The 24,753-nt window shown below is 68.0% G+C and carries 23 protein-coding genes; 12 read left to right on the forward strand and 11 right to left on the reverse strand.

The features are described 5' to 3' along the window. The first annotated feature begins 184 nt into the window (after positions 1 to 184). Both ACX9GQ_RS18720 and ACX9GQ_RS18725 read left to right on the forward strand, forming a co-directional pair. Positions 185 to 1,849 (forward strand): ethylbenzene dehydrogenase-related protein, encoded by a 1,665-nt coding sequence (locus tag ACX9GQ_RS18720; RefSeq protein ID WP_459631100.1) that lies wholly within the window; start codon positions 185 to 187, stop codon positions 1,847 to 1,849. Next, positions 1,846 to 3,360: a 2Fe-2S iron-sulfur cluster-binding protein gene (locus ACX9GQ_RS18725; RefSeq protein WP_459631101.1), complete on the forward strand. Its 1,515-nt coding sequence runs from the start codon at positions 1,846 to 1,848 to the stop codon at positions 3,358 to 3,360. Before ACX9GQ_RS18720 ends, ACX9GQ_RS18725 begins: the two co-directional genes overlap by 4 nt. Here the strand turns inward: ACX9GQ_RS18725 and ACX9GQ_RS18730 are convergent. Beyond that, a complete protein-coding gene (locus ACX9GQ_RS18730; RefSeq protein WP_459631102.1) occupies positions 3,331 to 3,822 on the reverse strand; it encodes a hypothetical protein in 492 nt (163 codons plus the stop codon). The two genes, ACX9GQ_RS18725 and ACX9GQ_RS18730, sit on opposite strands and share 30 nt — an antisense overlap. 108 nt (positions 3,823 to 3,930) lie before the next feature. Between ACX9GQ_RS18730 and ACX9GQ_RS18735 the strand changes: the two genes are divergently transcribed. From ACX9GQ_RS18735 to ACX9GQ_RS18765, 7 genes are all read left to right on the forward strand, one after another. Continuing rightward, positions 3,931 to 5,169 (forward strand): urea ABC transporter substrate-binding protein, encoded by a 1,239-nt coding sequence (locus ACX9GQ_RS18735; protein WP_459631103.1) that lies wholly within the window; start codon positions 3,931 to 3,933, stop codon positions 5,167 to 5,169. Positions 5,170 to 5,339: 170 nt separating this feature from the next. Beyond that, positions 5,340 to 6,833, forward strand: a complete 1,494-nt coding sequence (urtB, locus tag ACX9GQ_RS18740) for an urea ABC transporter permease subunit UrtB (RefSeq protein WP_459631104.1) — start codon at positions 5,340 to 5,342, stop codon at positions 6,831 to 6,833. After that, complete coding sequence (urtC, locus tag ACX9GQ_RS18745) at positions 6,830 to 7,951, forward strand: urea ABC transporter permease subunit UrtC (RefSeq protein WP_459631105.1); 1,122 nt, start codon at positions 6,830 to 6,832, stop codon at positions 7,949 to 7,951. Before urtB ends, urtC begins: the two co-directional genes overlap by 4 nt. Further along, positions 7,948 to 8,655 carry an ATP-binding cassette domain-containing protein gene (locus ACX9GQ_RS18750; protein WP_459631106.1) on the forward strand — a complete coding sequence of 236 codons (708 nt, stop codon included), beginning with the start codon at positions 7,948 to 7,950 and terminating at the stop codon, positions 8,653 to 8,655. The genes urtC and ACX9GQ_RS18750 overlap by 4 nt, the downstream gene beginning before the upstream one ends. 17 nt (positions 8,656 to 8,672) lie before the next feature. After that, positions 8,673 to 9,362, forward strand: a complete 690-nt coding sequence (urtE, locus tag ACX9GQ_RS18755; RefSeq protein WP_459631197.1) for an urea ABC transporter ATP-binding subunit UrtE — start codon at positions 8,673 to 8,675, stop codon at positions 9,360 to 9,362. 22 nt (positions 9,363 to 9,384) lie between these two features. Beyond that, entirely contained in the window at positions 9,385 to 10,323 is a 939-nt protein-coding gene (locus ACX9GQ_RS18760; RefSeq protein WP_459631107.1) for an acetamidase/formamidase family protein, read from the forward strand. A gap of 115 nt (positions 10,324 to 10,438) precedes the next feature. Beyond that, positions 10,439 to 10,783 carry a transposase gene (locus tag ACX9GQ_RS18765; RefSeq protein WP_459631108.1) on the forward strand — a complete coding sequence of 115 codons (345 nt, stop codon included), beginning with the start codon at positions 10,439 to 10,441 and terminating at the stop codon, positions 10,781 to 10,783. A gap of 57 nt (positions 10,784 to 10,840) precedes the next feature. On the opposite strand, the gene phnE (ACX9GQ_RS18770) is transcribed toward ACX9GQ_RS18765, so the two are convergent. From phnE (ACX9GQ_RS18770) to phnD (ACX9GQ_RS18790), 5 genes are all read right to left on the reverse strand, one after another. Next, positions 10,841 to 11,653, reverse strand: coding sequence for a phosphonate ABC transporter, permease protein PhnE (phnE, locus tag ACX9GQ_RS18770; protein WP_459631109.1), 813 nt, complete (start codon positions 11,651 to 11,653; stop codon positions 10,841 to 10,843). Beyond that, complete coding sequence (gene phnE / locus ACX9GQ_RS18775; protein ID WP_459631110.1) at positions 11,650 to 12,453, reverse strand: phosphonate ABC transporter, permease protein PhnE; 804 nt, start codon at positions 12,451 to 12,453, stop codon at positions 11,650 to 11,652. The genes phnE (ACX9GQ_RS18770) and phnE (ACX9GQ_RS18775) overlap by 4 nt, the downstream gene beginning before the upstream one ends. Next, the gene (gene phnC / locus ACX9GQ_RS18780) at positions 12,450 to 13,250 is read right to left on the reverse strand and encodes a phosphonate ABC transporter ATP-binding protein (protein WP_459631111.1); all 801 of its coding nucleotides are present in this window, start codon (positions 13,248 to 13,250) and stop codon (positions 12,450 to 12,452) included. The genes phnE (ACX9GQ_RS18775) and phnC overlap by 4 nt, the downstream gene beginning before the upstream one ends. 65 nt (positions 13,251 to 13,315) lie before the next feature. Beyond that, entirely contained in the window at positions 13,316 to 14,368 is a 1,053-nt protein-coding gene (gene phnD / locus ACX9GQ_RS18785) for a phosphate/phosphite/phosphonate ABC transporter substrate-binding protein (protein WP_459631112.1), read from the reverse strand. A 9-nt stretch (positions 14,369 to 14,377) separates the two neighbouring features. Then, positions 14,378 to 15,460 carry a phosphate/phosphite/phosphonate ABC transporter substrate-binding protein gene (gene phnD / locus ACX9GQ_RS18790; protein ID WP_459631113.1) on the reverse strand — a complete coding sequence of 361 codons (1,083 nt, stop codon included), beginning with the start codon at positions 15,458 to 15,460 and terminating at the stop codon, positions 14,378 to 14,380. 102 nt (positions 15,461 to 15,562) lie between these two features. Here phnD (ACX9GQ_RS18790) and ACX9GQ_RS18795 point away from each other — a divergent pair, with 102 nt between their 5' ends. The 3 genes from ACX9GQ_RS18795 to ACX9GQ_RS18805 all read left to right on the forward strand — a co-directional run bounded on the left by ACX9GQ_RS18795 (position 15,563) and on the right by ACX9GQ_RS18805 (position 19,319). Next, positions 15,563 to 16,243 carry a response regulator gene (locus ACX9GQ_RS18795; RefSeq protein WP_459631114.1) on the forward strand — a complete coding sequence of 227 codons (681 nt, stop codon included), beginning with the start codon at positions 15,563 to 15,565 and terminating at the stop codon, positions 16,241 to 16,243. Positions 16,244 to 16,245: 2 nt separating this feature from the next. Then, positions 16,246 to 18,693, forward strand: coding sequence for a sensor histidine kinase (locus tag ACX9GQ_RS18800; protein WP_459631198.1), 2,448 nt, complete (start codon positions 16,246 to 16,248; stop codon positions 18,691 to 18,693). Positions 18,694 to 18,977: 284 nt separating this feature from the next. After that, complete coding sequence (locus ACX9GQ_RS18805) at positions 18,978 to 19,319, forward strand: DUF1398 domain-containing protein (RefSeq protein ID WP_459631115.1); 342 nt, start codon at positions 18,978 to 18,980, stop codon at positions 19,317 to 19,319. A 23-nt stretch (positions 19,320 to 19,342) separates the two neighbouring features. Here the strand turns inward: ACX9GQ_RS18805 and ACX9GQ_RS18810 are convergent, their stop codons facing one another. From ACX9GQ_RS18810 to ACX9GQ_RS18830, 5 genes are all read right to left on the reverse strand, one after another. After that, positions 19,343 to 20,281 (reverse strand): FAD:protein FMN transferase, encoded by a 939-nt coding sequence (locus ACX9GQ_RS18810; RefSeq protein WP_459631116.1) that lies wholly within the window; start codon positions 20,279 to 20,281, stop codon positions 19,343 to 19,345. Further along, entirely contained in the window at positions 20,262 to 22,445 is a 2,184-nt protein-coding gene (locus ACX9GQ_RS18815) for a PepSY domain-containing protein (RefSeq protein WP_459631117.1), read from the reverse strand. Before ACX9GQ_RS18815 ends, ACX9GQ_RS18810 begins: the two co-directional genes overlap by 20 nt. A gap of 12 nt (positions 22,446 to 22,457) precedes the next feature. Beyond that, positions 22,458 to 22,928, reverse strand: a complete 471-nt coding sequence (locus tag ACX9GQ_RS18820) for a DUF2271 domain-containing protein (RefSeq protein ID WP_459631118.1) — start codon at positions 22,926 to 22,928, stop codon at positions 22,458 to 22,460. Between the two features lie 29 nt (positions 22,929 to 22,957). Continuing rightward, positions 22,958 to 23,296, reverse strand: coding sequence for a hypothetical protein (locus tag ACX9GQ_RS18825; protein ID WP_459631119.1), 339 nt, complete (start codon positions 23,294 to 23,296; stop codon positions 22,958 to 22,960). A gap of 90 nt (positions 23,297 to 23,386) precedes the next feature. Continuing rightward, positions 23,387 to 24,688: an ATP-binding protein gene (locus ACX9GQ_RS18830; RefSeq protein WP_459631120.1), complete on the reverse strand. Its 1,302-nt coding sequence runs from the start codon at positions 24,686 to 24,688 to the stop codon at positions 23,387 to 23,389. Between the last annotated feature and the right edge of the window lie 65 nt (positions 24,689 to 24,753).

Here is a 24,753-nt window from a genome sequence, read left to right on the forward strand (position 1 = left end):
ATGATCCACGTCGTATTTCGTCAAATTATTGCTTTTATTTCGCCATCATGGCTTCAGCTTAAGTGCAATATGCCCTGAATGTTGAAAAACTAAGGCAGTTCAACTGAACACTTCATGACAATCACTGTCATCACGGTTCTAGGTCGAGCTGCTTATCACTCCTCCAGGCATGGAGGGATGACGCATGACGGTCTATCGCGCTCGACCACGAACGGACGCCGGGACGATCGTGATCCATTGGGGCTTGGCCCTGAGCGTGATGGCGGCCCTCGCGACGGGCCTCCGCATCGAGGCCGAGGGGCCGTCGGCGACGGCGGTCGACCGCCTCCTCGTGCCGCTTCTGCCGACATGGCGCCTCTGGCTTGTCCACATCGTCGCCGGCATGGCGCTCGCCGGCTTCCTGGCGGCCCATGTCATGCTTCTGCGGACGGCCGGCCTGGGAGCCCGTCTCCAGTTGCGGTGGGACAGGATCTCGGGCCTCGCGGTTCCGGGGCGGGCGCGGTGGAGTGCCGCCAGCCTGATCCTCACGTGGTTCTTCCTCGTTCTCGCCGCAGGACAGGTCTTCAGCGGGCTGCTGATACACACGGATCTGGCGCCGGGCCTGATGCCGGCACACCGCCTCGCCTCGTGGGGGGTCGCGCTCTTCGTGCCCGGCCATGTCGCTCTTCATGTCGCGATGGGCGGGACGCAGCAGTTGCTGCGGATCGTCCGGCCGCGCCCGCGCGACCTCTCCTCGGTTGCGGGCACGAGGGGCAGCGTGATCCGGCGCCTCTGCGCGCTCGTGTCCCGCCATGGGATCGCCGTAGCGACAGGGTTGGCCTTCTTCGCCGCCGTTTCAGCCTATCTGGTGGCGGAGCGGCACGCGCATCTGACGCTGCGGACGGTCCGCGTCCCGGAGCTGCCGGGTCGAACCGGGACACTCGACCATCCGGCGTGGCAGAACGCGATCCCGCTGCGGGTGCGGACGTATGGCGGGGCCAACCTGGAGGACGGCTTCTCCGAGGTCGACGTCAGGGCGATCCACGATGGCAGGCGTATTGCCCTGGCCTTCACGTGGCAGGATCCCGTCGCCGACGTCGCGGCGCCGGTCCTGGTCAAGACCAGCGCCGGCTGGAGGATCCGTGCGGGAACCGGCGGCGGCGCCGTGGATCAGTTCGCCGTCATGGTCTCCCCCGCTCCGCCCAGCTTCGGGCCGGGCGCCTTCCATCCGGGGCAGCGGCCCCTCCATGACAAGCCGCCGTCGGGGTCCGGCCATGGCCTTCACTACACGACCGACGGCTCCGCGGTCGATGTCCTGCACTGGTTTGCCGGACCGGCGGGAGGCTGGTGCGACCTCGAGGTCTTCGGGCCTCCTGCGTCGCCCACGGCCGGTCAGCATGCCGGCCGCGAGCCCTATCGCGGCGGGATCGTCCCGGTGGCGACGTATGGCCGGATGAGGCCGAACTCCGCGCTTGCCTTCTATCCAGGCGGTCCTGCAGCGCCGCGGCGGCTTCCTTCGCCAGGGGTTCCTTCGTCAGCGCTTGCAGCGCCTGCATCGGCTGCCGGAAGTCTCCCGGCCACGGCAAGCATCCCCTATTCGGCGGACCGGGATGCCGAGATCGAGCTCGGAGACACGCTCGCGGGCCTTCTGGCCTTGCCGGCCAAGGTGGTCGCGGGCCAGCCAGTGGCTTGCCTGGGGTCGTGGTCGGCAGGGCGGTGGACCCTTGTCGTGGAGCGGCCTCTCGCCCCCCTCAGGCCTGGGGGGCAGCCGATCGACGACGGCATGTCCATCTGGGTCGCGCCCTTCGACCGGACATCATCAGACCACGCCCGCCACATCCGTGCTGTCAGACTGGAGGTGCTTCCATGACCATTCATCGGGTCACCATCGCCAACGGCGAGACGTTCAAGGCGCCGCGCGGCCAGACCCTCCTTGCCGCCGCGCGGATGAGCGGGATCGAGTTGCCCCATGACTGCTGTGCCGGCGTATGCGGGACGTGCCGCGTCCGCATCGTCGAGGGTCGGGCGCATGGTGGGGACACGGGAGACCCGGCGGCGGTCCTCGCCTGCCAGGCCCGGCCGCAGGGCGACCTGACCATCGAGGTCGAGGACGTGCCGCCGCTCGAGGCCTCGAGCGGGCGCGTGGTGGCCGTCAACGATCTCGGGTGGGGCGTCGTGGAGGTGGTGGTCGAGCCCCGCCGCTGGATCCACTACCTTCCCGGGCAGTACATGCGCTTCGAATGGAAAGGCTTCCCGGCGCGGAGCTACAGCCCGACCGCGCCCTTGTCGGGCGCCTCCACGCCAGGTGTCCTGCGCCTGCACGTGCGACGTGTGCGCAACGGCCTCGTCTCGAATGCCTTCGGCCGCGACATCGTCGCGGGCCATCGGGTCAGGCTGCTCGGGCCCTACGGGTCGGCCTACCTGCGCAGCCACCATGCCGGCCGGCTGGTCCTGGTGGGCACCGGGACGGGTTTCGCGCCCATCTGGTCGGTTGCCCACCAGGCCCTCTGCGAGCGTCCCGACCGCGAGATGGTCGTCGTCGCGGGGGCGCGGAGCCCGGCGGGCCTCTACATGATCCCTGCGCTGGAGCGGCTGCAACGCTTTCCCCGGGTCCATGTCCGGCCGTTCGTCTCGCTGCCGGAAGGCCATATCGGCCGCGAACTCGTCGCCAGGGTCGCGGAAGCCCTTCCCCTGCTGCGGACTGATGATCTCGTCTACGCGGCAGGTTCTGCCGATACCGTCCGGGACACGATGGCGATCTGCCGCGCCGCCGGCGTTCCCTGCCACGCCGATGCCTTCTCCTCGATGGCGCTCCTCGACGAGCGGGCCGAACGACGGGCCGTCCGTCGCACACGGCCCGCGGATCGCGATCGGACGCCGCCCGACCACGCGGCTGCGGAGATCGTTCTGCGGGCCCGTCAGGAGCCGCTCTGCGTCCTGGTCTGCGGAGCCGACTGCGAGGACGTGGCCGACCTTTGTGACACCATCGCGTCACGGGTGATCGAGTCGGTCCGCACCGTCATCCTTGGGATCGATGTTCCCATTCCACGACGGGGGCCGGGTCCGGCCCGAACGACGGCGCCATGGCACTATCTGCCGGCACCGCCGGGGACAGAGCCGTCGGCCGGGCCGGATCCCTGGTCACGCCACGCCGCGGACGCGATCGCCCGACTTCGGACCGAGCAAGGCGTCATCCTCATCGCCGTCCCGCCGCTCGCCGCAAGCACCCTGGCATGGAGGGTCGCCCGCGTGTGCGACATCGCCATCCTCGCCGCGGCCGATGGCCAGACAAGCGCACTCGCCCTCCGCGGCCTCAGCGCGCAGGGCCTGTCGCGGATCATCGAGATGTCCTCACGCCCGCCATTGGCTGCTGCCGCCTAGGCGCAAGCGCTGTCCGCGGCATTCCACTCCAGAGGCGCCGGCCAGCGCGTGTTGCCCGCCCGCCGCCTGCTCGATGAGCCAGCGGATCAGGTCCATCGTCTCCGCACGATCCGGGCCTTCCAGCACGCTCTCCAGCTCTGCCACCCTGCAGCGGCAGAGTTCCGGCAGGCTCCGGGGGACGCAACACGCCGACTTCGGCCGAGAATCCGCCTCGGGCTCAGCCGCCAGCGCCTCCGGGTCCATTTGCGCCGTCCGGATCAATCGAGCCCGGACTGCAAGACGGTATGGATCATGCAAGGTGTCGGCGAGGTCGACCCGGACCGCCGACGAAGTCGTCCGCCACGTTCCAAGCGACTGATCAGGGCCGATCCGGTCCATCTCAGGCGAAACCGCCGCGCTGCGCGAGCCGGCATTTCCGGCGAAGCAAAATGTCAAAACTGCCAACTGAACCTGTAGGTGCATGTTCCTTGTTCAGCAGCACAAAAATCACCTATCGCTTTGAATAACATTAGTGCTTGTGTATCTACGGCGCTGGTTGTTTGATGGAGAAGAACAATTCGGAGGCAATCGATGAGCAACATTACGCGTCGTAATCTTCTGAAGTCGACTTTTGTTGCGGGATCAACTCTCGCAATGCCGGGTATCATCAAGTCTGCCTTCGCTGCGGATACGGTGAAGCTTGGTTGCTTGTTCTCATCTTCGGGCACGATGGCCAACCTGGAGGGGCGCCTGAACTTCGTCGCCAGGATGGCTGCAGACGAAATCAACGCAAAGGGCGGCGTTCTCGGGAAGACGGTCGAGGTCATCACCGCCGACCCGGCCTCCGACTGGCCTCTCTACGCCCAGATCGGCAGGCAGATGCTGCAGCAGGAGAAGGTGGCGGCCCTGTTCGGCTGCTGGACCTCCGTGTCCCGCAAGTCGGTACTGCCGGTGGTCGAGCAGAACAACGGCCTGCTTTTCTACCCGCTGCACTTCGAAGGCGACGAGAACTCGGCGAACGTCGTCTACGTCAACTCGCCGCCCGCGAGTTCGGTACTGCCGGCGGTCGATTACCTGATGAGCGCCGAGGGCGTCAGCGCCAAGCGCTTCTTCATGCTCGGCTCCGACTACGTGTGGCCGCGAACCATCAACAAGCAGCTCAAGGGCTACTTCAAGACCAAGGGCATCGCCGAGACGGCCTGGCGCGAGGAGTACGTGCCGCTCGGCTTCTCGAACTTCCAGACGTTGGTCAACCAGATTCGCAAGTTCGCCGATGAGCCCGGCGGCCAGCCCGTGGTCATCCTGACCACGGTCGGATCCTCTATCCCGGACTTCTTCCGCGAGTTCATCAACCAGGGCATCAAGGCGACGGAAGTGCCGGTGCTCGGCCTCGACGTGGTGGAGGCCGACCTCGAGGGCCTCGACACGAAGCCGCTGGTCGGTCATCTCAACTGCTGGGCGTACCTGCAGAACGCCAAGGGGCCGGCGAACGAGAAGTTCCTCAAGGACTGGGCGACCTACGTCACCACGAAGAAGGTTCCCTTCAAGCCGGACGTCGCCATCGATCCGATGGTGTCGACCTACGATGCGGTCCACCTCTGGGCCATGGCGGCGGCCAAGGCTGGCTCCTTCGCCGTGCCTGAGGTGCGCAAGGCCTTTGCGGGTCTCAGCTTCGACTGCCCGTCGGGATACAAGATCAGCATGACCGGCGAGAACAACTACGTCGCCCGCGGCGTGTTCATCGGTTCGGTCAACGAAAAGCAGGGCTTCGACATTCTCTGGCAGTCGAAGGACACGCCCAAGCCAGTGCCTTTCAGCCCCTACGGCTGAGTGGGCACTGAAGGACGGCTCCGGGCCCTGACACGATGACGCTCCCGTTCCGTCTCTTCCGGAGATTGGCCGTCCTGGCTCTCCTTGTCGCGGGCTTGGCGCAGCCCGTCATGGCTGCCTCCCTCGCCCGCGACAGCGTGGTCGCAGCTCTCTGCGGAGAGCCTGCTGCGTTGACGAGCGCAACAGGCCAGGTGCTCTCCGATCTTCCTCGCGCCGACGCCGCCGACGTCGCCTGGGTCCGGTCCCTGGCGAGGTCGGCGCTCGACCGCAAGCTGCAATGCGATGGGGCGGGAGCGACCGTCGATTCTGCTTCCGGGGTTGTGGATGCGATCACCGGTGCGGCACGGACCCCTGACGCCTCGGGGCGCGCTCCGGTGCTCAACCTTCGGTCCCGCGCCGCCGTCGAGACGCTTGAGGCCGCCGCGCAGCTGCTGTCCGGCACGGCCGTGGCGGAACGGACCGCGGCATTGAGGCTGCTGGAGCGGCGGGCCGACAGTCTGCCGATCGGACTCTTCGAGCGCGCGGTATCCGCAGAGCCCAACCCTGCCCTCCGACAGGCGCTCGAGGCCGTGGTCCAGGCGGCCGAGCTGCGCTCGCCCGATCCCGCGAAGAGGATCGCCGCGGTTCAGCGCCTCGTCGATACACCGACGACGCGGACGAGGACCCAACTGGAGAAGCTCGCGCAGGATCCGCTGTACAAGTCCGATCCGGCTTTCGCCCGCGCTGTCGATGCGGGTCTCGCCAAGGTCGATCGGGCGCTCGCCATCACAGGTGCCCTCACGACGATCTACAACGGCATCAGCCTGGCCAGCATCCTGTTCATGGCCGCCGTGGGGCTGGCGATCATCTTCGGGCTCATGGGCGTGATCAATCTCGCGCAGGGCGAATTCATCATGCTCGGCGCGTACGTCACCTACGTCGTGCAGCAGGCCCTCAGGACCATCGCACCATCGCTCGTCGACTACTACCTGATCCTGGCGATCCCGATCGTGGCCGTCGTCGTGGGCGCGATCGGAATGCTGTTCGAGGCGGTGCTGATCCGGCACTTCTACAAGCGTCCGCTCATGAGCCTCCTCGTGACGTGGGCGATCAGCCTCTTCCTGATCAACATCGTCCGCGTCGTCTTCGGCACCCAGAACCTGCAGTTCGAGACACCCTTCTACGTCAAGGGGGGCTTCCAGGTCCTGGGGGACTTCATCATGACGTGGAACCGCCTTTTCGCGATCGGCTTCGCCGTGCTCACGCTGGCGGTGACGGCCTTGATCCTGCGGCGCACCCCGCTCGGCCTCAACATCCGTGCCACCACGCTCAACCGGGACATGGCGGGCTGCATCGGGATCCCGACGCGGCAGGTGGATCGCCTCGCCTTCGGCTTCGGCTCCGCCCTGGCGGGGCTGGCGGGACTGGCTCTCTCGCCGATCTACAACGTGAATCCGCAGATGGGCACGCTCTTCGTCATCGACAGTTTCATGGTCGTCGTGCTCGGCGGCGTCGGCACCCTCACCGGTACCGTCATCGCGGCGCTGGGCGTCGGGCAGATCAACGTCGTGATTGAGCCGCTCTACGGCGCGGTCGCCGCCAAGGTCATCGTGCTCCTGATGATCGTTGCCTTCCTGCAGTGGCGACCGGAGGGCCTCTTTGCCGTGAAGGGACGCCGCAAATGACCGGCGTTCTCGCGTCCCTTCGCTCGGACACGCTACTCGCCTCGACCCTCGCGGCCATCCTCGCGGTCGCCGCGGTCATCCTCGCCGTTGGGGGGCTCGCCGGACCCGGCCTGCTGTCGCCCTACCTCGTCAACGCCATCGGCCAGCTCGCGGCCTTCGCGCTGCTGGCTCTCTCGCTCGATCTGATCTGGGGTTACCTCGGCATCCTCAGTCTGGGCCACGGCGTGTTCTTCGCCATCGGTGGCTATGCCATCGCCATGTACCTGCTGAAGCACAGCTTCGTGGTGACGGGCGTGGTCCCGGATTTCATGCAGTTCATGGGCTGGAAGGCCCTGCCGGCCTACTGGTGGGGGTTCGAGAGCTTCCCCTATGCCCTCGTTGCCGGTTTGCTCGTCACGCTGATCGTCGCGTTCGCGATCGGCTACACCTCCTTCCGGTCGCGCGTCGGCGGCGTCTATTTCGCCATCGTGACCCAGGCCCTCGTCTACGTTGCCATGCTGCTGATGTTCCGTAACGACACGGGCTTCGGAGGCAACAACGGCATGACCGGATGGAGCCTCGTCCTCGGCTTCCCCGTCGGTTCACCGCAAGCCGCCGCCGGGCTCGCCTTCGTGTCGCTCGTCGTTCTGTTCCTCGCCCTGTTGTGCTGTTTCCTGATGACGCGCGGGCAGACCGGGCGGCTGATGCTGGCATGTCGGGACGACGAAGCGCGTCTGCGGACCCTCGGCTACGAGACGCTGTCAATCAAGCTCAGGGCCTGGTGCCTCTCCGCACTGCTCGCGGCGCTCGCCGGCATCCTGTACGTGCCGCAGGTCGGCATCATCAATCCGCGCGTGCTCTCGCCGGAACTGTCGCTCGAGATCGCGGTCTGGGTGGCCATCGGCGGGCGAGGTCGGCTGGCCGGTGCCGTCATCGGCGCCGTGCTGATCAACGGCCTGAAGTTCTGGCTGTCGTCCGCGGCACCCGACCTGTGGCCCTTCATCCTTGCGGCTCTGATCGTCATCGTGGCGCTCGCCTTTCCCAATGGATTGATCGATCTGCCGAAGCTGCGGCAAGCATCCCTCCCGAGTCTCGGCGACCGCGTCCAGAGGCTCGTGCGGGCCGGAGGCGCGCGATGAGCCAGGCGCCAGCCATTGTGGTCGACGGACTGCGCGTCACCTTCGGACGGTTCAATGCGATCGACGGGCTGTCGATGGCGATCGAGTACGGGAACGTCCACGCCCTGATCGGTCCCAACGGGGCCGGCAAGACCACGCTGCTCGATGTCGTGTCCGGGATCACGCGTGCATCCGACGGAACGATCTCGCTGGACGGAACGGTGGACCTCACCCGCGCCAGCGAGGCTGCGATCGCACGGGCCGGCGTGCGCCGCAAGTTCCAGAAGCCTAGCGTCTTCGATGCCCTGACCGTCATGGAGAACCTCGCGGTCGGTGCGGGCTTCGCGTCCGGTCGGGAGGCCGGCGAGGACCTGCTGGAGACCATCGGCCTGGCGGCCGAGAGGGATCGCCTGGCCGGCGAACTCGCTCATGGTCAGAAGCAATGGCTCGAGATCGGCATGGTGCTGGCTGGCTCCCCGAAGGTGCTGATGCTCGACGAGCCCGTCGCTGGCCTGACCGACGAGGAGACGGAGCGGACCGCCGAACTCGTCCTGTCCTTGAGACGCCCCGACCGGGCGATCGTCGTGGTGGAGCACGACATGGATTTCGTCGACCGGATCGCCGACCGGGTCACCGTCCTGCACGAGGGCCGGCCGCTGTTCGAGGGCTCCATGGCCGCCGCCCGCGCCGATGCACGCGTCATCGACGTCTATCTCGGGCGCTAGAGCGGGAGGCCGGGATGATGCTCACGGTGGAGGCGCTGGACCAGCACTACGGCAGCGCCCAGGTTCTTCGGAAGGTCAGCTTCACGCTCGGGCCCGGCGAGTGCCTGGCGGTCCTGGGTCGAAACGGGGCGGGGAAGACGACCCTGCTCAAGTGCCTCATGGGGCTACTGCCTGCCTCCGGCGGGACCATCCGGCGCGATGCCGAGGTCATCACGACCTGGATGCCCTACGAACGCTCCCGCATCGGGCTCGCCTATGTGCCGCAGGGGCGCGAGATCTTCTCCGAACTCACCGTGGCCGAGAACATCATGGCCGCGGCCCGAGCCCATGGGCACGAGCACGACGGCACCATCGAGGAGGCAGTGGCGCTCTTTCCGGCCCTGCGCGACCTGTGGCGCCGCGCCGGTGGACAGTTGAGCGGCGGCCAGCAGCAGCAACTCGCCCTGGCGCGGGCGCTGGTGACGAAGCCCTCGGTCATCCTCCTGGACGAGCCCACGGAGGGAATCCAGCCCAACGTCGTCAAGGTCATCGAGGATGTGATCGCCGGGCTCAAGGGGCGGATCTCGATCATCCTCGTCGAGCAGTATCTCGACTTCGCGACTGCTCTCGCCGACAGCTTCCTCGTGCTCTCCCGCGGCTCCGTCGTGGATGCGGGGCCGCGCGGCGACATGACCCGCGAGCGGCTCGCCCGCTTCATTGCCGTCTAGGCTCCCATCCCCGGAGAATTGCATGTCCAAGCACCACGAGATTCCCGCCGTCGCCGAGACCATGGTCTGGGGTTACCTCGACGCCACCACGAAGCCCGTTCTGGAAATCGCCTCCGGCGATACCGTGACCCTCTCGTCCTTTCCTGCCGGCGGCAAGGAGAGCCTGCCGCCCGATCTGAGCAAGGTTCCGCCGGCGTTCATGCATGCGCTCGACACGCTTCAGCAGGGAGCGGGGCCGCACTTCATCACCGGACCGGTGGCCGTGCGCGGGGCGAAGGCCGGAGACACCCTGCAGGTCGACATCCTCGATGTGAAATGCATCTTCGACTGGGGTTTCATTGCCATCCTGCCCCTCCTCGGCACCCTTCCGGATGAGTTCACGGACTACGAGACGATCCACCCCGCCATCGATCACCAGCGGCAGGTGATGGTCCTGCCCTGGGGCAAGGAGGTGCCGCTCGATCCCTTCTTCGGCATTCTCGGCGTCGCGCCGCCCAAGGCCTGGGGACGCTGCGGCTCGCCGGTCCCGCGCAGCTTCGGCGGCAACCTCGACAACAAGGAGCTGAAGCCGGGCACCACCCTGTACCTGCCCGTCTTCAACGACGGAGCGCTGTTCTTCGCCGGCGACGGGCACGGTGTGCAGGGTGACGGCGAAGTGTGCATCACGGCGCTGGAGACGGCAGTCACCGGCACCTTTCGCCTGACCGTCCGCAAGGACATGGCCATCGACTTTCCCTTCGCCGAGACCGAGACGCACTTGATGACGATGGGTCTCGACGAGGACCTCGACGATGCCGCCCGCCAGGCCGTGCGGGAGATGGTGAAGCATATCTGCCGGCGGACCCGGCTGACGCGCAACGAGGCCTACATGCTCTGCTCGGTGGCCGGGAACCTTCGCGTGACCCAGCTCGTCGATGGCAACAAGGGCATCCACATGCTGATCGAGAAGCGCCTCCTCTAGGGGCGGTCCAGACTAGCCGGACTTGGTCTCCATCTTGCACCCACCTCCTGGCGGGGGGTGACCCAGGGCTCGCTGCTGCGTCCTTGTCACCCGCTGTACGCCGGAGGATGGATGCATGCGACGATCCCAGCACACGGACGAGGAGATTGCCGCGCTTCTCGCGGAAGCCGACCGCGGAGTGCCGGTGGAGACCATCTGCGCCGATGCGCGTGTGTCGCTCAGAACCTTCTATCGATGGCGTCAGCGATTGGGGTCGTTGCCGCCCCCCGCCGTCCGTCGTCTGCAGGAGCTCGAGCAGGAGAACCGGCAGCTCCGTGCCATGCTCGTTCGCCTTGCCGGCGCTCCCCCCCGTATCGAGGAAGGATCAATCTCGGGATTGATGCAGGCGAGGGCCGGCGGCAGTCGAAAGGAGCCCGGAAGCCGCAGCGCGGCCGGATATCGAAATTGCCGTCGAGGCTGAAACCCCACGGGACCAGCCATTCCTCATCCAGCGTAAGGGCCGGGTACCAAGAACTGTCTAGATGATGCGCGAGCGGATCGACGAGGTGATGATCTCGGTCACGATCACGACGGCGAAGATCACCGCGAGGATGAGACCGACCTGATCCCAGTAGAGGTTGTTCAGGGCCGCATCGAGCGCCACGCCGATCCCCCCCGCGCCGACGAGGCCGAGGACGGCGGACTCGCGGATGTTGATGTCCCACCGCAGGAGCGCCACCGACCAGAAGGCCGGTTCGACCTGCGGCCAGTAGCCCTTCACCAGGATCATCGAGCGCGGCGCGCCGGTTGCTTCCAGCGCCTCGATCGGACCGGCATGCGCCTCCTCCAGCGCCTCGCCGAAGAGCTTGCCGATGAAGCCCACCGAGCGGAAGGCGATCGACATCACGCCGGAGAGCGCGCCGGGGCCGAAGATCGCCACGAACAGCAGGGCCCAGATCAGCGAGTTCACGGAGCGCGAAGACACGAAGATGAACTGCGCCAGGATGTTCAGCGCCCGGTTCGACGTGAAGTTCCGGGCAGCCAGAAAGGACAGCGGCAGCGCCAGGACGATGGCCAGAATCGTCCCGAGGGTGGCGATGTGGAACGTCTCGATCAGCGTCTCGTGCACGACCTTCGGGTAGAACCCCCAGTCGAACGGCCACATCCGCTTGAAGAGGTCGGCCGTCTGCTCGGGAGCGTCGTAGAGGAACTCCGGAATGACTTCGACGGTCCGGGCCGACCACACGACGGCCACGACCGTGAGGATATAGATCATCGAGCGCGCGATGCGCTCGGTGGAGGTGAAGCGGTGCCAGATCCGGGGCGTGCCGGCCGTCGTCGCAGTGCTCACTGGAAGATCCTCCGGACGCGGGCCGAGACGAGCTCCATCGTCATGATCAGTCCGATGATGATGAGCAGGATCGTCAGCACCACGTCGTAGTCGAACCGCTGGTAGGCGGTGAACAGCGCGGCACCGATGCCGCCGCCGCCCACGATTCCCACCATCGTTGAGTTCCGCAGGTTCGAGTCGAGCTGATAGACCGAAAGCCCGATGAAGCGCGCCATCACCTGCGGCGCCACCGCCATGATGAGGACATTGAAGAACGACGCGCCCGTCGCCCGCACGGCCTCCACCTGCTTTGGGTTCATCTCCTCCACGATCTCGGCGAACAGTTTCGACACGAAGCCCATCGACGAGACGATGAGGGCGAGCACCCCGGCGAGCGCCCCGAACCCGACGGACTTCACGAAGAGGATGGCGACGATGACGGGATGGAAGGACCGCAGCACCGCGATCAACCCCCGCGCGCTCCACGACAGCCAGGACGGAGCCAGGTTGCGGGCCGCCATCAGCCCCAGCGGCAGCGAGAGCAGCACGCCGAAGAAGGTCGCCAGGATCGCGATCTGGATGCTCTCGACCATGCCCCCGGCGATGAGGGACAACTTGTCCGCTGCCGTGTTGGGCGGAAACATGCGCGCCAGGAAGACGCCTCCGTTCTCGAGCCCCTTCGCGAAACGTTCCCAGGTGATGGCAAGGATCGACGTCGCGTAGACCGTGTAGATCGCCAGCGCGATCCACGCGATCCGCGCGATCCAGTTGGCCGGAAAGGCCGCCGGCCGCACCCTCGGAGACGACGGAGCGGCGCTCATTGCCAGTCCTCGCCGCCGTAGATCGTCGCGAGGTGATGGCCTTCCAGTCCGGCGGGTGGACCGTCATACACGACGTGGCCTCCCGTCATGCCGATGATCCGGCTTGCGAAGCGACGCGCGAGGTCGACGTTGTGGATGTTGACGATGATCGGGATCGCGCGGGACGCGGACAGGCTGGCCATCAGTTCCATGATCTCGACCGAGGTCTTCGGGTCGAGCGACGACGTCGGCTCGTCGGCCAGCACCAGTGCCGGGTCCTGCATGATGGCCCGGGCGATGCCGACGCGCTGGCGCTGTCCGCCGGACAGCTTGTCGGCACGGCGGGTGGCGAAGTCCTCGTTGAGCCCCACGGCATCGATGAGGTCGAAGGCGCGCGTGACGTCCGCCTCGGGAAACTTCCGAAGGAAGGCCCGCCACGCCGGGACGTAACCGAGCCGGCCGGAGAGCACATTCTCGATGACCGACAGGCGCTCGACCAGATTGTACTCCTGGAACACCATCCCGATGCGACGCCGGACGAGGCGCAGGGCGTTGCCGTTCACCTTCGCGATGTCCTGTCCCTCGAACCAGATCTCGCCGGCGGTGGGGTCGACGAGGCGGTTGATGCAGCGGATCAGGGTCGATTTTCCCGTGCCCGAGGGCCCGATGATCGCCGTGATGCCGCGCGGCTCGAAGTTCAGCGTGATGTCCTTCAGCACGGGCTGGCCCGGCCGGTACTCCTTGCGGAGATTGCGCACGCTCAGAAGGCTGCCGGCCTTGGCCTGCACTGCGGACATGTTCAGGGGTTGCGCCGTCATGGCATGCGCCTCGCCGATCGAGAAGGCAGCGGGACGACGGCCTTCCCGCCGTCGTCCCGGTCGGATCAGGGCTTGGGAGCTGCGGGCTGCGCGGCCTTAGCGGCAGCCTCGGCCGCCTTCTTGGCCTCGGCCTCTGCTTCGCGCTTCGTCTGCGCCTCGTACGCGGTCTTGTTGTAAGGGGTGCCCGACTTCTCCGCGACCTCGCGGATCGGTCGCCACGTGTCCTTGTAGGTCATCGGCAGGAAGCGGTCCTCGCCGGCGTATTCCTTCTTCAGTCCGTCCGACCACTTGTAGTCGAGGAAGCAGGCCTTGATCTTCGCCGCGAGTTCCGGCTTCAGGTCGTGCGGCATCGACCACGACGAGGTGGGGAAGGTTTCGCTCTGCCAGATCACGCGGAACTGGTCGCCCTTCACCGCGCCACGCGCCACCATGCGCTCGAACACGTCCGACGCCACCGGGGCCATGTCGTAGTCGCCCGAGGCGACGCCGAGCACCGACTTGTCGTGGCCGCCCGACATCAGGACCTTGTAGTCGTCGTCGGGCTTCAGGCCCTGCTCGGGAAAGAACACGCGTGGCGCGAGGTTGCCGGAGTTCGACGACGGCGCCGTGTGCGCGACCTTCTTGCCCTTGAGCTCGGCGAGCGTCTTGTAGGGGCTGTCACTCTTCACGATGGCGAAGAGCTTGTAGCCGGACACGCCCTTCTCGGAGCCGATCACCGCGAAGGGCACCGCTCCCGCGAGGTTGACGGCGAAGCCGACGACACCGGTCGCAAAGCCCGAGATGTGCAGGCGGCCCGACCGCATGGCCTCGATCTGGGCGGCGTTGTTCTGCACCGGGAAGAAGACGATCCGCTTGCCGGTGCACGTCCCCAGGTAGTCCATGAACGGCTGGTACACCGTCTGGTAGACCGCAGGATTCTCGACGGGCGAGTAGGCGAAGATCAGCGTCGAGGGATCCTTCAGCTTGGACGGGTCTTTCGGCGTATCGGCGACGAGGTCGTTGTCGGCATCGCAATAAGCCGTGTCCAGCTGTCCACGGTTGGAGCAGGCGTCCTGGGCCATCGCGGGCAGGGACGCCCCGGCGAGCAGGAGGACGGCGAGGAAGGTGGCGCGGGTCATGGTCGATCCTCAGGGCTTGGGAGCTGCGGGCTGCTCGGCGGGCTTGGCGGCCTCGGCGGCCTTCTTGGCCGCGGCGTCTGCCTCGCGCTTGGACTCGGCCTCGTAGGCCGCCTTGTTGTACGGGGTGCCCGACTTCTCGGCGACCTCGCGCACGACGGCCCAGTCCTTGGCGTAGGAGATGGGCAGGAAGCGGTCGTCCCCGTTGAACTCCTTCTGCATCTCCGGCGTGAACCGGAAGGAGAAGAAGCAGCTCTTCAGCTTCTCGGCGAGCTCGGGCTTCAGGTCGTGCGCGTAGGCGAAGGAGGAGGTCGGGAAGACGGGGCTGCGGTACAGCACCCGGATATCCGCCTCCTTGATCGTGCCGCGGGTGATCATCCGCTCCATCACGTCCGAGGCCACGGCCGCCATGTCGTAGTCGCCCGAGACGACGCCGAGCAGCGACTTGTCGTGGCCGCCCGACATCAGGGGCTTGTAGTCCTCGTCCGTCTTCAGGCCCTGGTCGGGGAATAGGACGCGCGGCGCGAGGTTGCCCGAGTTCGAGGACGGGGAGGTGTGCGCAACCTTCTTGCCCTTGAGATCGGACAGCTTCTGGTAAGGGCTGGACGCCTTGACCACTGCTGCGAGCGTATATCCCCGCACCTCGGTCCCCAGCCCCTTCGCCGCGAAGGGCACCGCTCCGGCGAGGTTCACCGCAAAGCCGGTGGGACCGGTCGAGAAGCCCGCGAAGTGCAGGCGGCCGGACCGCATCGCCTCGATCTCGGCCGAGTTCGACTGCACGGGATAGTAGACCGTCCGCTTGCCGACGCACTTCTCGAGATGGTCGGTGAACGGCTTGAAGATGTTGGCGTAGACCGCCGGGTCCTCGACGGGCGTGTAGGCCCAGACCAGCGTGGACGGATCGCGCCAGCGCTTGGGATCCTTCGGCGCGTCGGCGACGAGATCCTTGTTCTCGTCGCAGTACAGCGTGTCGAGCTGTCCGCGGTTGGAGCAGCTGTCCTGCGCGGCGGCCGGGGCCGCGGCGGACAGGGCCAGCAGCACGAGCCCGCTTCCGGCGAGAAGGGATCGGCGAAGAAGGACGGACGGGGTCCTCATGGTTTCCTCCGGTTCAGATGGGCGCAATGCCTTGCGCTCTCCAGTTGCTTGCCGGCATCGTAGGCACGCAAACCTGTCGCCAACCTGTCGTGATCTGCCCGGATGAGGATCCTGCTCGCCGAAGACACCGCCGACCTTGCCGAGGCCGTCGCCACGCAACTGGCGAGGGCTGGACACGCGGTGACCCTCGCCGGCGACGGCGATGAGGCGAGCGCCCTTCTGCGGGGTGACCGGTTCGATCTCGTCATCCTCGACCTCACCATGCCTCTAAAGGACGGGGCGACGGTGCTGACGGAGATGCGTGCCCGGCGGGATCGGACCCCCGTGCTCGTGACGACGGCCCGTTCCGCCATCGACGACAGGATCTCGCTGCTCGACCTCGGCGCCGACGACTATCTGGTCAAGCCGTTCGACCTGCGCGAGCTCGAGGCGCGCATCCGCGCCCTCCTGCGCCGCCCCATGGGGATGGGCTCGAGCGCCGAGGTCTTCGGCAACATGACCTTCGACGCCGGGTCGCGGCAGGTCTTGGTGGAACGCGAGCCGGTCGACCTGAGCCGCCGGGAGTTCCGGCTGCTGGAGATCCTGCTCGGGCAGATCGGCAAGCCCGTCCGCAAGGAACGATTGATCGACCAGCTCTTCGGCCCGGACGACGACGTGGCTCCGAATGCCATCGAGCTGTACGTCTCGCGACTGCGCAAGAAACTCGGCAACGCGAGCCTCGACATCGCAACGCTGCGCGGGGAAGGCTACATGGCCCGCCTGCGCGGAGGCGCCGCGCCGTGACGATGGCCGGCCGGCTTCCCTCCGTGCGACGCAGGATCCTCCTCGGCGCCACGCTGATCCTCGGCCTCCTGCTGGCCGCCCTCGCGGTGATCGCACGGCAGTACTCGGAGCGGGCCGCCGACGAGGCCTTCGACCGAGTGCTGTCAGCCGCCGCGCTCTCCATCGCCGATGCGCTGCAACTGGAGGAAGGCTTCGTCACGGTGGACGTGCCGCAGGCGGCGTTCGACATGCTCGCGGCATCCCGCTCCACGCGGGTCTTCTACCGCGTGGTCGCGCCGAACGGGGCCTTCCTCACGGGGTATCCCGATCTGGCGGCGCAGGAGCCCGATCCCCGCACCGCCACGGTGCACCTCAAGGACATCCGCTACCGGGGCGAGACGGTGCGGCTGGTCAGCGTCGGTCGCTTCATCGCCAGCGGCGATACCGCGGACTGGGCCGTCGTGCAGGTGGCCGAGACGCGGGAGGCGCGGGATGCGCTGCGTGACGAACTCTTCCGTACCATCCTGCTGCCGTCGGCCCTCGCCGCACTGCTCGCCTTCGGCCTCGTCTTCATCGGGCTCAATCGTGCCTTTGCGCCTTTCGCCCGGCTGCGGGCCGAGGTGGCCTCGCGGACCTCGACCGACCTTGCGCCCATCGAAAGCCCCTATCCCCGGGAGGTGGCTGCGCTGGTCAGTGTGCTGAACGCGTTCATGGGCCGCCTGTCCACCAGCTTCTCGACGACGCGGACGCTGGTGGCGGATGCCGCGCACCAGTTGCGCACGCCCATCGCCGCGCTGCAGGCCCAGGCCGAACTCGCCCTGCGGGAGACCGATCCCGCGGCCCTCGAAAGAAGGATCGGGCGCATCCACGCGAACGCGCAGGTGATCGCCCAGCTGCAGGGACAGCTCCTCGCGTCGGCCAACGTGTCGCATCGCCTCGACGCGCAGCCGCGGCATGCGGTGGCGCTGGCCAGCGTGGTATCCGCCGTGATCGACGGGCTCCACGACGACCAGCTCGCCCGCATCGACCTCGCCATCGAGGCAGGCGACGCGGCGGTCCTCGCGGAACCCGTCGCGTTGCGCGAGATGCTGCGCAACATCGTCGACAACGCCTTCGCCTACGCGCCAGCCGGCCCCATCCGCATCCGGCTGTCAGCAGGCGAGGCCTACGCGACGCTCACGATCGCGGACGCGGGGCCGGGCATTCCCGAAGAAGAGCGAGCGGCCGTGCTGGAACGCTTCCGCCGCGGCAGCCAGTCGGCTGGAACCCCGGGCAGCGGGCTCGGCCTCAGCATCGCGCGGGACGTCGCCGAAGCGCTCGGTGGACATGTCGAACTGGACGAGACGCCGGGCGGAGGGCTCACCGTCCGTATCGTCCTTCCGCTGGCCGCGAGGGGTGCCGTGGCCGTGGCCACCCATGGGGGGCGGGTGGGGACTGCGGTCGTGCTGTCCGCCACGATCATCGCCTTCGGCCTGACCCTCACAGGCCAGCCCGCGCTGGCCGAGATCCGCCGATTTCCCGTCCAGGGCGCCGCCGAGGTCCTCCGGATCGCGTCGGACGGCGAGCATCCGGTGATGGCTGCGCTCATCACCGCGTTCCAGGCCCGGCATCCCGGCATTGCGGTGGAGTATGACGCCCTCCCGAGCGGCCTCGTCTATCAGTCCGTCGTCACGGCGCCCGTGTCGGGGCGCGGTCCCGATCTCGCCATCGGCGGGGCGGTGGACATGCAGGTCCGTCTCGTCAACGACGGCTATGCGCAGGCCTTCACGTCGCCGCGACTCGCGTCCGTTCCAGACTGGGCCCGCTGGCGAGACGAGCTGATCGGCCTCACCTACGAGCCGCTCGTGCTGGCCTACGATCCTCGCGCGCTCGCCGTCGAGGAGCGTCCGCGAACCCGTCTCCGCCTCGCCCAACTGCTGGAGGCCAGCAAGTCCTCGTTTCGTGGCAAGGTGGTGACCTACGACATCGGCCGATCCGGGATCGGGTACCTCCACGCGGCGCTGGAGGCGAGCGTCTCGCCGGTGGCCTGGCGCCTGATGCGCTCCTTTGGCGAGGTCGAGGCGCAGATCGCGGAGACGGGCGTCTCCATGCTCGAGGCGCTCGCGCGGGGCGACGCCAGCATCGCCTTCGGCCTCGCGGCCTCGCCCGAGGTCAGGCTGCGCGCGGCTGAGCTGGGCATTCCGCTGGTGGAGACGGAGGACTACCAGATCGTCACGACGCGGACGGCATTGATCCCGCGCACCGCGCGCTCTCCCGATGCCGCGCGCCTGTTCCTGGAGTTCGCCCTGTCGCCCGAGGGGCAGACCGCATTCGGCGCGTCGGCGCTGCTGGGCGCCGATGCACCGGCGGGCCGGCGGGCCGGGGGGCCCGTCACGACCCTGCCGCTCGGCGTCGCCATGCTGAGCTACAGCGACCAGCGCAAGCGCGGGCGCTTCCTCGACACGTGGATCCAGCTCGTCCTGAAGCCGTGACGGGCCACCAAAGGCCCTGCGGCTCTCGCCCGGCCTCGGGCGGCGAGTTGAGGTGCTGCCAGGGCCTCATCGCGAACGGCTCCGGGTTCTTCGGCGTACTGTCGGACAAGGAACGCCGCACCCTCGAACGTGCCCTGGCCGCCCTCGTCGAAAGACGAGGACTAGGGCGTGCCGATCGACTGTCTGGCGCGGTCGGATCCACCCAAGCGAAGGAGAGGAACGCCATGGACGCGGACCAGATCGGCGTTGCAACAACCTGCCTCCGTTCCGCTCACGACGGCAGCATGAGTTTCCCCGACATCGTGGGAAGGCTGATCGCGGCCGGCTTCGAGGGCTATGCGGTCGACTACCGCCGCAACAGTCAGACCTTCTACCGGCCCGACGGCGAGAGCCTCGCCCTGGACGTGCCGGAGCACGGACGGACGGTCCAGCCGACCTTCGACGCCAACGCCCTCACGGCGCTCGTGCGCTGGGCGCAAGCGAACGGTCCCGATTACAGCTACGCCGCCGTTTCGGAGCAGGCCAAGGCGGCCGGCTGCGCGGGTTACCTCGTCTCCTTCCCGGGAAGGCGTGTCGTCTACCATGGCCGCACGGCCGAGGTGCAGGTCGAACCGTTTCCCGACTGATCGCACGGGTCACCGCGATCGGCTCAAAGCGTTCCGAGGACTGTCCAGTCGGTTCGAATGAGAATGGCTTCCAGACCGAACCGGCTGGCGAGCGCCATGCCGCGTTTCGACCCCGCCACCATGATCGCGGTGGCCCACGCGTCTGCCGCCATGCAGCTGTCGGCCATCACCGTGACGCTGGCGAGGTCGCCCGCAAGTGGCGCGCGGCTTCGCGGATCCATCGTGTGGGACACCGGGGTTCCACCGTGCTCGACCACGTGCCGGTACGTGCCTGACGTGGCGACGGCCATGTCTTGAAGCGCAAGGACGCCCGCAAGGTCGCGTCGACCGGGCGTCGCGGCCTCGTGAGCCACGATCCACGACGACCCGTCCGGCTTGGTCCCGCAGGCCTTCAACTCGCCGTCGATGCCGGCGAGCCAGGATGTCAACCTCGCCTCGGTAAGGACGCGGCCGAGTTCGTCGACCCCGTACCCCTTGGCAATTCCGCTGAGGTCGAGCTTCAGCGGCGCGAGCTTTCGTGCACGTCCCGCGCCGTGGTCGAGCTGCAATCCCCGCAAGGGCGGGATGGCAGGACCGGCGACGCTGCGGATCATCGCGTCATCGGGCGACCGGCGTTCGCAGCCGAAACCCCAGGCGACCACCAGATCGCCGACGCCGATGTCGAAGGCGCCTTCGGACGCCGCCTCGATCTCCAGGGACGCCGCCAGCACCGTCATCAACTCCCGCGGCACCGTGATCCAGGATCCAACGGGTGCTGCATTCAGGCGGTTCAGGTCGGAACCGGGCTTCCAAGTGGACATCTGCGCGTCCACGCGGTCCACGGCGGCCTGGAGTTCGGACTGCAGGACCCCGCTGTCGCAGCCGGGCGGCACGAAGGTCACCACCGTCCAGCGGGAGCCCATCGTGGGGCCGTGGAGCGACAGGCGACGCAGGCCTACGCCTTCAGTAGACGTCTTCGACATAGCGTCCGCTCGCTTTCAGGGCTGCAAGGTCCGTCCCGAGGGGGTGCAGGACGCGCTCCAGGGTCTGGGCCACGGCATGCGCCATCTCCCGCCCGCCGCAGACGAGGACCTGCGCGCCGTGGTGGATCAGGTCCCTCAGGTGCGCTGCATCCGCGGCGATGCGATCCTGCACGTAGGCTGGCTCGGGCGTGCGCGAGAAGGCGGTGCGCAGGGATGTCAGGCGCCGTTCGGCCAGATGCTGTGCGAACTCGTGCTCGTACAGGAAATCGGATGCCGGGCTGCGCCCACCGAAATAGAGGTGAACCGGCCTCCCTGTCGCGTTCGCACGGACGAAGCCCGCCAGCGGACCGACGCCCGCGCCCGCTCCGATCAGGATGAGCGGCGCGCTGCCGTCAGCCGGACGGAAGGCTGGGTTCTCCCTGATGAACGCGTCCATCCGGTCGCCGGGCTGCAGGCCATGGAGGAAGGTCGAGCAGAGCCCTTCGGGGCGAAGCCGCACGCAGATCTCCAGGACGCCGTCCGCATCGGACGAGGCGAGCGAATAGAAGCGGGGCATGGCGCTGCCGGGGGGAACGACGCCCACGAGGTCGCCGGGTGCGAAGACCGGGAGCCTGCCCCGGCTTCCGTCGGCGCGTGCCGGCGCGGCGAAGCGCAGGATGGCAACGGGCGCGCCGACCTCGTTGCCGAAGTCTTCGCGGGAAACCAGTTCAAGGGCATTCGTGCGCGGTCGAGCCGCGACATGCTCCAGGGTCAGTTCGTGACCAAGGACCGATCCGAGATCGCGTCCCCACGCGGCGAACTCCTGGGCCGACTGTCGGTCGACCCGCTTCATCGGGAGGATCTCCGGCCAGCCCTTGCGTGCGAGCGCGGCCTGGACGTCTTCCGCGAACTGGCAGAACCGGGGAAAGCAGCGATCGCCGAAGCCGAGAACGGCCACGGGAACGGGCCCGTCGAGTTGACCGAGGCGCTCCAGGAACGTCGTCGCCGATGCCGGGGCGCCCCCGTCTCCCGCCGTGGCGCAGAGGACGAGAAGTCGCCGGGCCCCCGCGTGAACCGGCGCGAGGTCGTTCATCGGGGCGACGTGAACCCGGTGACCGTTCGCCTCGAGGCCTGCCTGGAGCGTGGCGGCGAAGCCCCACGTCGCACCGCCTTCGCTGCCCACGAGGATCACCGTGTCGGCATCAGCCGCCGGCAGGGACGCCCGAACGAGACGGCTGTTGGTGCGACGGCGCCACCAGATCGCCGCGCCGGTGACCGCGAAGGCCGGGACACTCGACGCGCACAGCCCGAGGACGAGGCCGAGAACCCATGCGCCGCGCCCCGTGTGAAGAGTGACGACGACGGCTCCGACCCGGTCCCAGGTGGTGGTCGGGACCATGGAGAGCACTGTCCCGCTGACACGGTCGATGCTTGCCTCTCCTTCCGTCGTGCGGAGCACGAAGACATCGGAAGGATCGTCAGGCGACGGGAAGCTGAGGTCGCGCAGCGTCGAGACGTCAACGGACCGCAGGCCCTCAAGCGACGCGACCGGCGCGGAAGGTCCGCTCGGCGAAGCCACCGTAACGGGGCTGGCCGCTTCTTCCGGAAGAAGTCCGAAGGTTCCCGCAGACATCCAAGCGCCCGTCAGGGCAGACAGGAGGAGGCCCATGGCGGCGAGCCGGCCCAGCTCGGTATGCCAGCGCTGGCTCGGCGAGCCGCGCATGGGGCTTATCATCGCTCGCCATGAACCGGTGCGCCGCACGAGAAGGAGCACGCCCGAAACAGCGAGCAGGACCATCGCCAGCGACCCGGCACCGGCCAGCAGGCGTCCCGCATCGTCGGCGAGGAAGGAGCGGTGAAGATTGGTCAGCCAGCGAGTGGTCGGCGACGGCTCGTAGGCGCCGAGGGCCGTCCCGGTGGCGGGATCGATCACTTCGATGCCGCCGTCACCGTCGTCGAAGGCCGCGGTGATCGCGCCGTTGGGCCGCACCGCAATGCGGGTGACGCCCGGATGGCGCGCAGCGACGTTGGCGGCCAGGTCGGCCACGGTGCCGCCGGGCCGGATCACCGGATAGGTCATGCGGTCGAGCGCCGGCACCAGCGAGAGCGCTGCGCCGCTCGCAGCCGTCACGACGAGGACAAGGGCGAGCAGCAGGCCGGGAGCGGAGTGAAGGCGGCGAAGCATGGTCGTCGCTCCTCAGAACGTGACCTTGAACGACTTCACGTAGCCCTTGCCCGCGACGGCCGTTCCTGCGGCCTTTGCGGAGAGTGGCACGACGACCTCGGACGGGTTGTCGGTCCCGTCCTCCACGGCTGTGTCGACATGGATCTCGTAACCTGCGTCGATGAGGGCGTCGGCCAGGTCGAGGCTGATCTTCAGCGTCTTGCCGGATCCGACACTCGCGCCGGTGATGCCGTCGATTTCGGTCGTCGCGCCGCCAGAGGCCCGCTGCCAGTCAGCGAGGTGGCGATAGTACTTGGCCTTGCCGCCCGCCATCCACAACGTGCCCTTGTACTTGCCGGCCGCGTCTGTGACGTAGAGGACGACATAGGCGCCGTTGCCGCCATACGGCTTCAGGGTTGCCTCGAACGTCACGGGCCTGGCTTGCGCCATGACGGGCAGGGCGATCGCCGTGGCCGCGGCGAGGGTGGGGAGGAGCATCTTCATGTCGTTCGCCTTCCTTCGGCTTGGGGGGATTACTGGACGTCCACCTTCGGACGGGCCTTGCCGCTGAAGAGGCCGTTGTCCGGCACGGGTGCATCGGGGGCCGCCGCACGAGGCGGGCGCATGCCGCCACGGCCGTCTTCCCCGTCATCGTCGTCGTCATCGTCGTCGTGGTGGTGCCGGCGGTTGCGATCGTGGTGCCGCGACCGGCTTTCGCTGGCGAAGATCAGTCGGCTGGTTTCGTGGGCTTCGGCCACGTCCTGCCCGGCCGTCTTGCGACCATCGGCGTGAACCGGCGCGACGGCGATCGCGACGCCGAGTGCCGTGGTGGACAGGAGGAGGATGGCTCCGAGGCGGAGGCTCTTGGTCATGGGGTCACCTGTTGGTCTGCAACAGGGACACCCTGACGTCGGCGGCTGACGGGAGCCTGACGGCGGGCGGCGAGGTCCGTCAGCTTCGCGTCAGGCTTGTGGCAGGGCCGTGGCAGCCGCAGCCGTGGGAATGCGGACGCTCGCGCGGAACCCGTCGGCTTCCCCGGGAACAGGGGAGGCCAGCGTGAGCTCGAGCCCTGCTCCACGGCAGATGGAGGCGACGATTGCGAGGCCGAGGCCGGATCCCTCCGCTTGGGTGGGACCCCGTTCGAAGGCCCTGGTCAGGATGGCCAGGCGGTCGGGCGGGACGACGGCACCGCGGTTGGTCACCTCGAGGAGGCCCTGTCGCAGGACCACGCTGATTCCGCTGCCCGGGTCGCCGTGGCGCAGCGCGTTCTCGATCAGGTTCCGGGCCAGGATTGCAAAGGCGTCCGGATCCAGGTCGGACGGCATGCCGTCAGGCGGAACGGACAACACGATCCGGTCCGCCGGCACCGTCTCCCGGCGTATCTCCTCGACGACGAGCGCGAGGATGGGCGCCAGAGGAGCCGCTGCGGGCGCGATCAGTCCGCCGCCTTCCGCCTTCGCGAGCTGGAGCAGCTTCTCGGACAGGCGGGAGAGGCGGCGCAGGGAGGTCGCGATCGCGAGAGCCCGCTCCCGGTGTCCCTCCTCGCGCAGCTCGGAAATCAGGCGTTGTGCCTGTGCGAGGGCGGCCGCGATGGGCGTGCGGAGTTCGTGCGCACTGTTCGCGGTGAAACTTCGCTCCGCTTCCAGGGCCCCGCGCAAGCGCACGATGAGGTCGTTGACGGCGTCGGCGAGGGGAATGATCTCGGCGGGAAGGTCGTCGGCGATCACGGGCATGAGATTGCCGCGCCCGCGCACGTCCAGTGCGGCGCGGAACTTCACGACCGGTCGCAACGCAAGACGGACCGCGAGCCACACGGCGCCGGCCGAGATGGGGATGAGCGCAGCGAGGGGCCAGACCAGCGCCCCGACGGCCCGCATAACGGCCGCGCGCCTGTGTGCGAGGTCTTCCGCCGCGGTGATCACGAGCGTGCCGCGGACGGCCGTCTCGGTGTAGGTGCGCAGGCGCCCGGTCGTATGGAAGCCCGGAGGAAGTCCCTGCGGGATCTGCATCGCGTCCGCATCGCTCGACTGCAGCAGGGCCCGGCCCGCCGCATCCCGCACCACGTAGGTGATCGTCTCCCGGTGCGCGGCGACGGGGGGCATGTGCTGCGTCGCGTCCTGCGGATCGCGCGAGAGCACCTCGGAATAGGCGAGCGGGAGGATGCGCTGTGCCACCTCCTGCAGGGCGCTGTCGAAGACCTCGTCGATCTCCCGGGTCAGCAGGAGCCCGGCAATCAGCGCACCCGTGAGCCAGAGTCCTGCCATGCCCAGGGTCAGGCCGATCACAAGCCGTCGGCGCAGGCTCCCTCCATGTGACGTCGAGGGTCGGG

The sequence above is a fragment of the Alsobacter sp. R-9 genome (assembly GCF_054612375.1).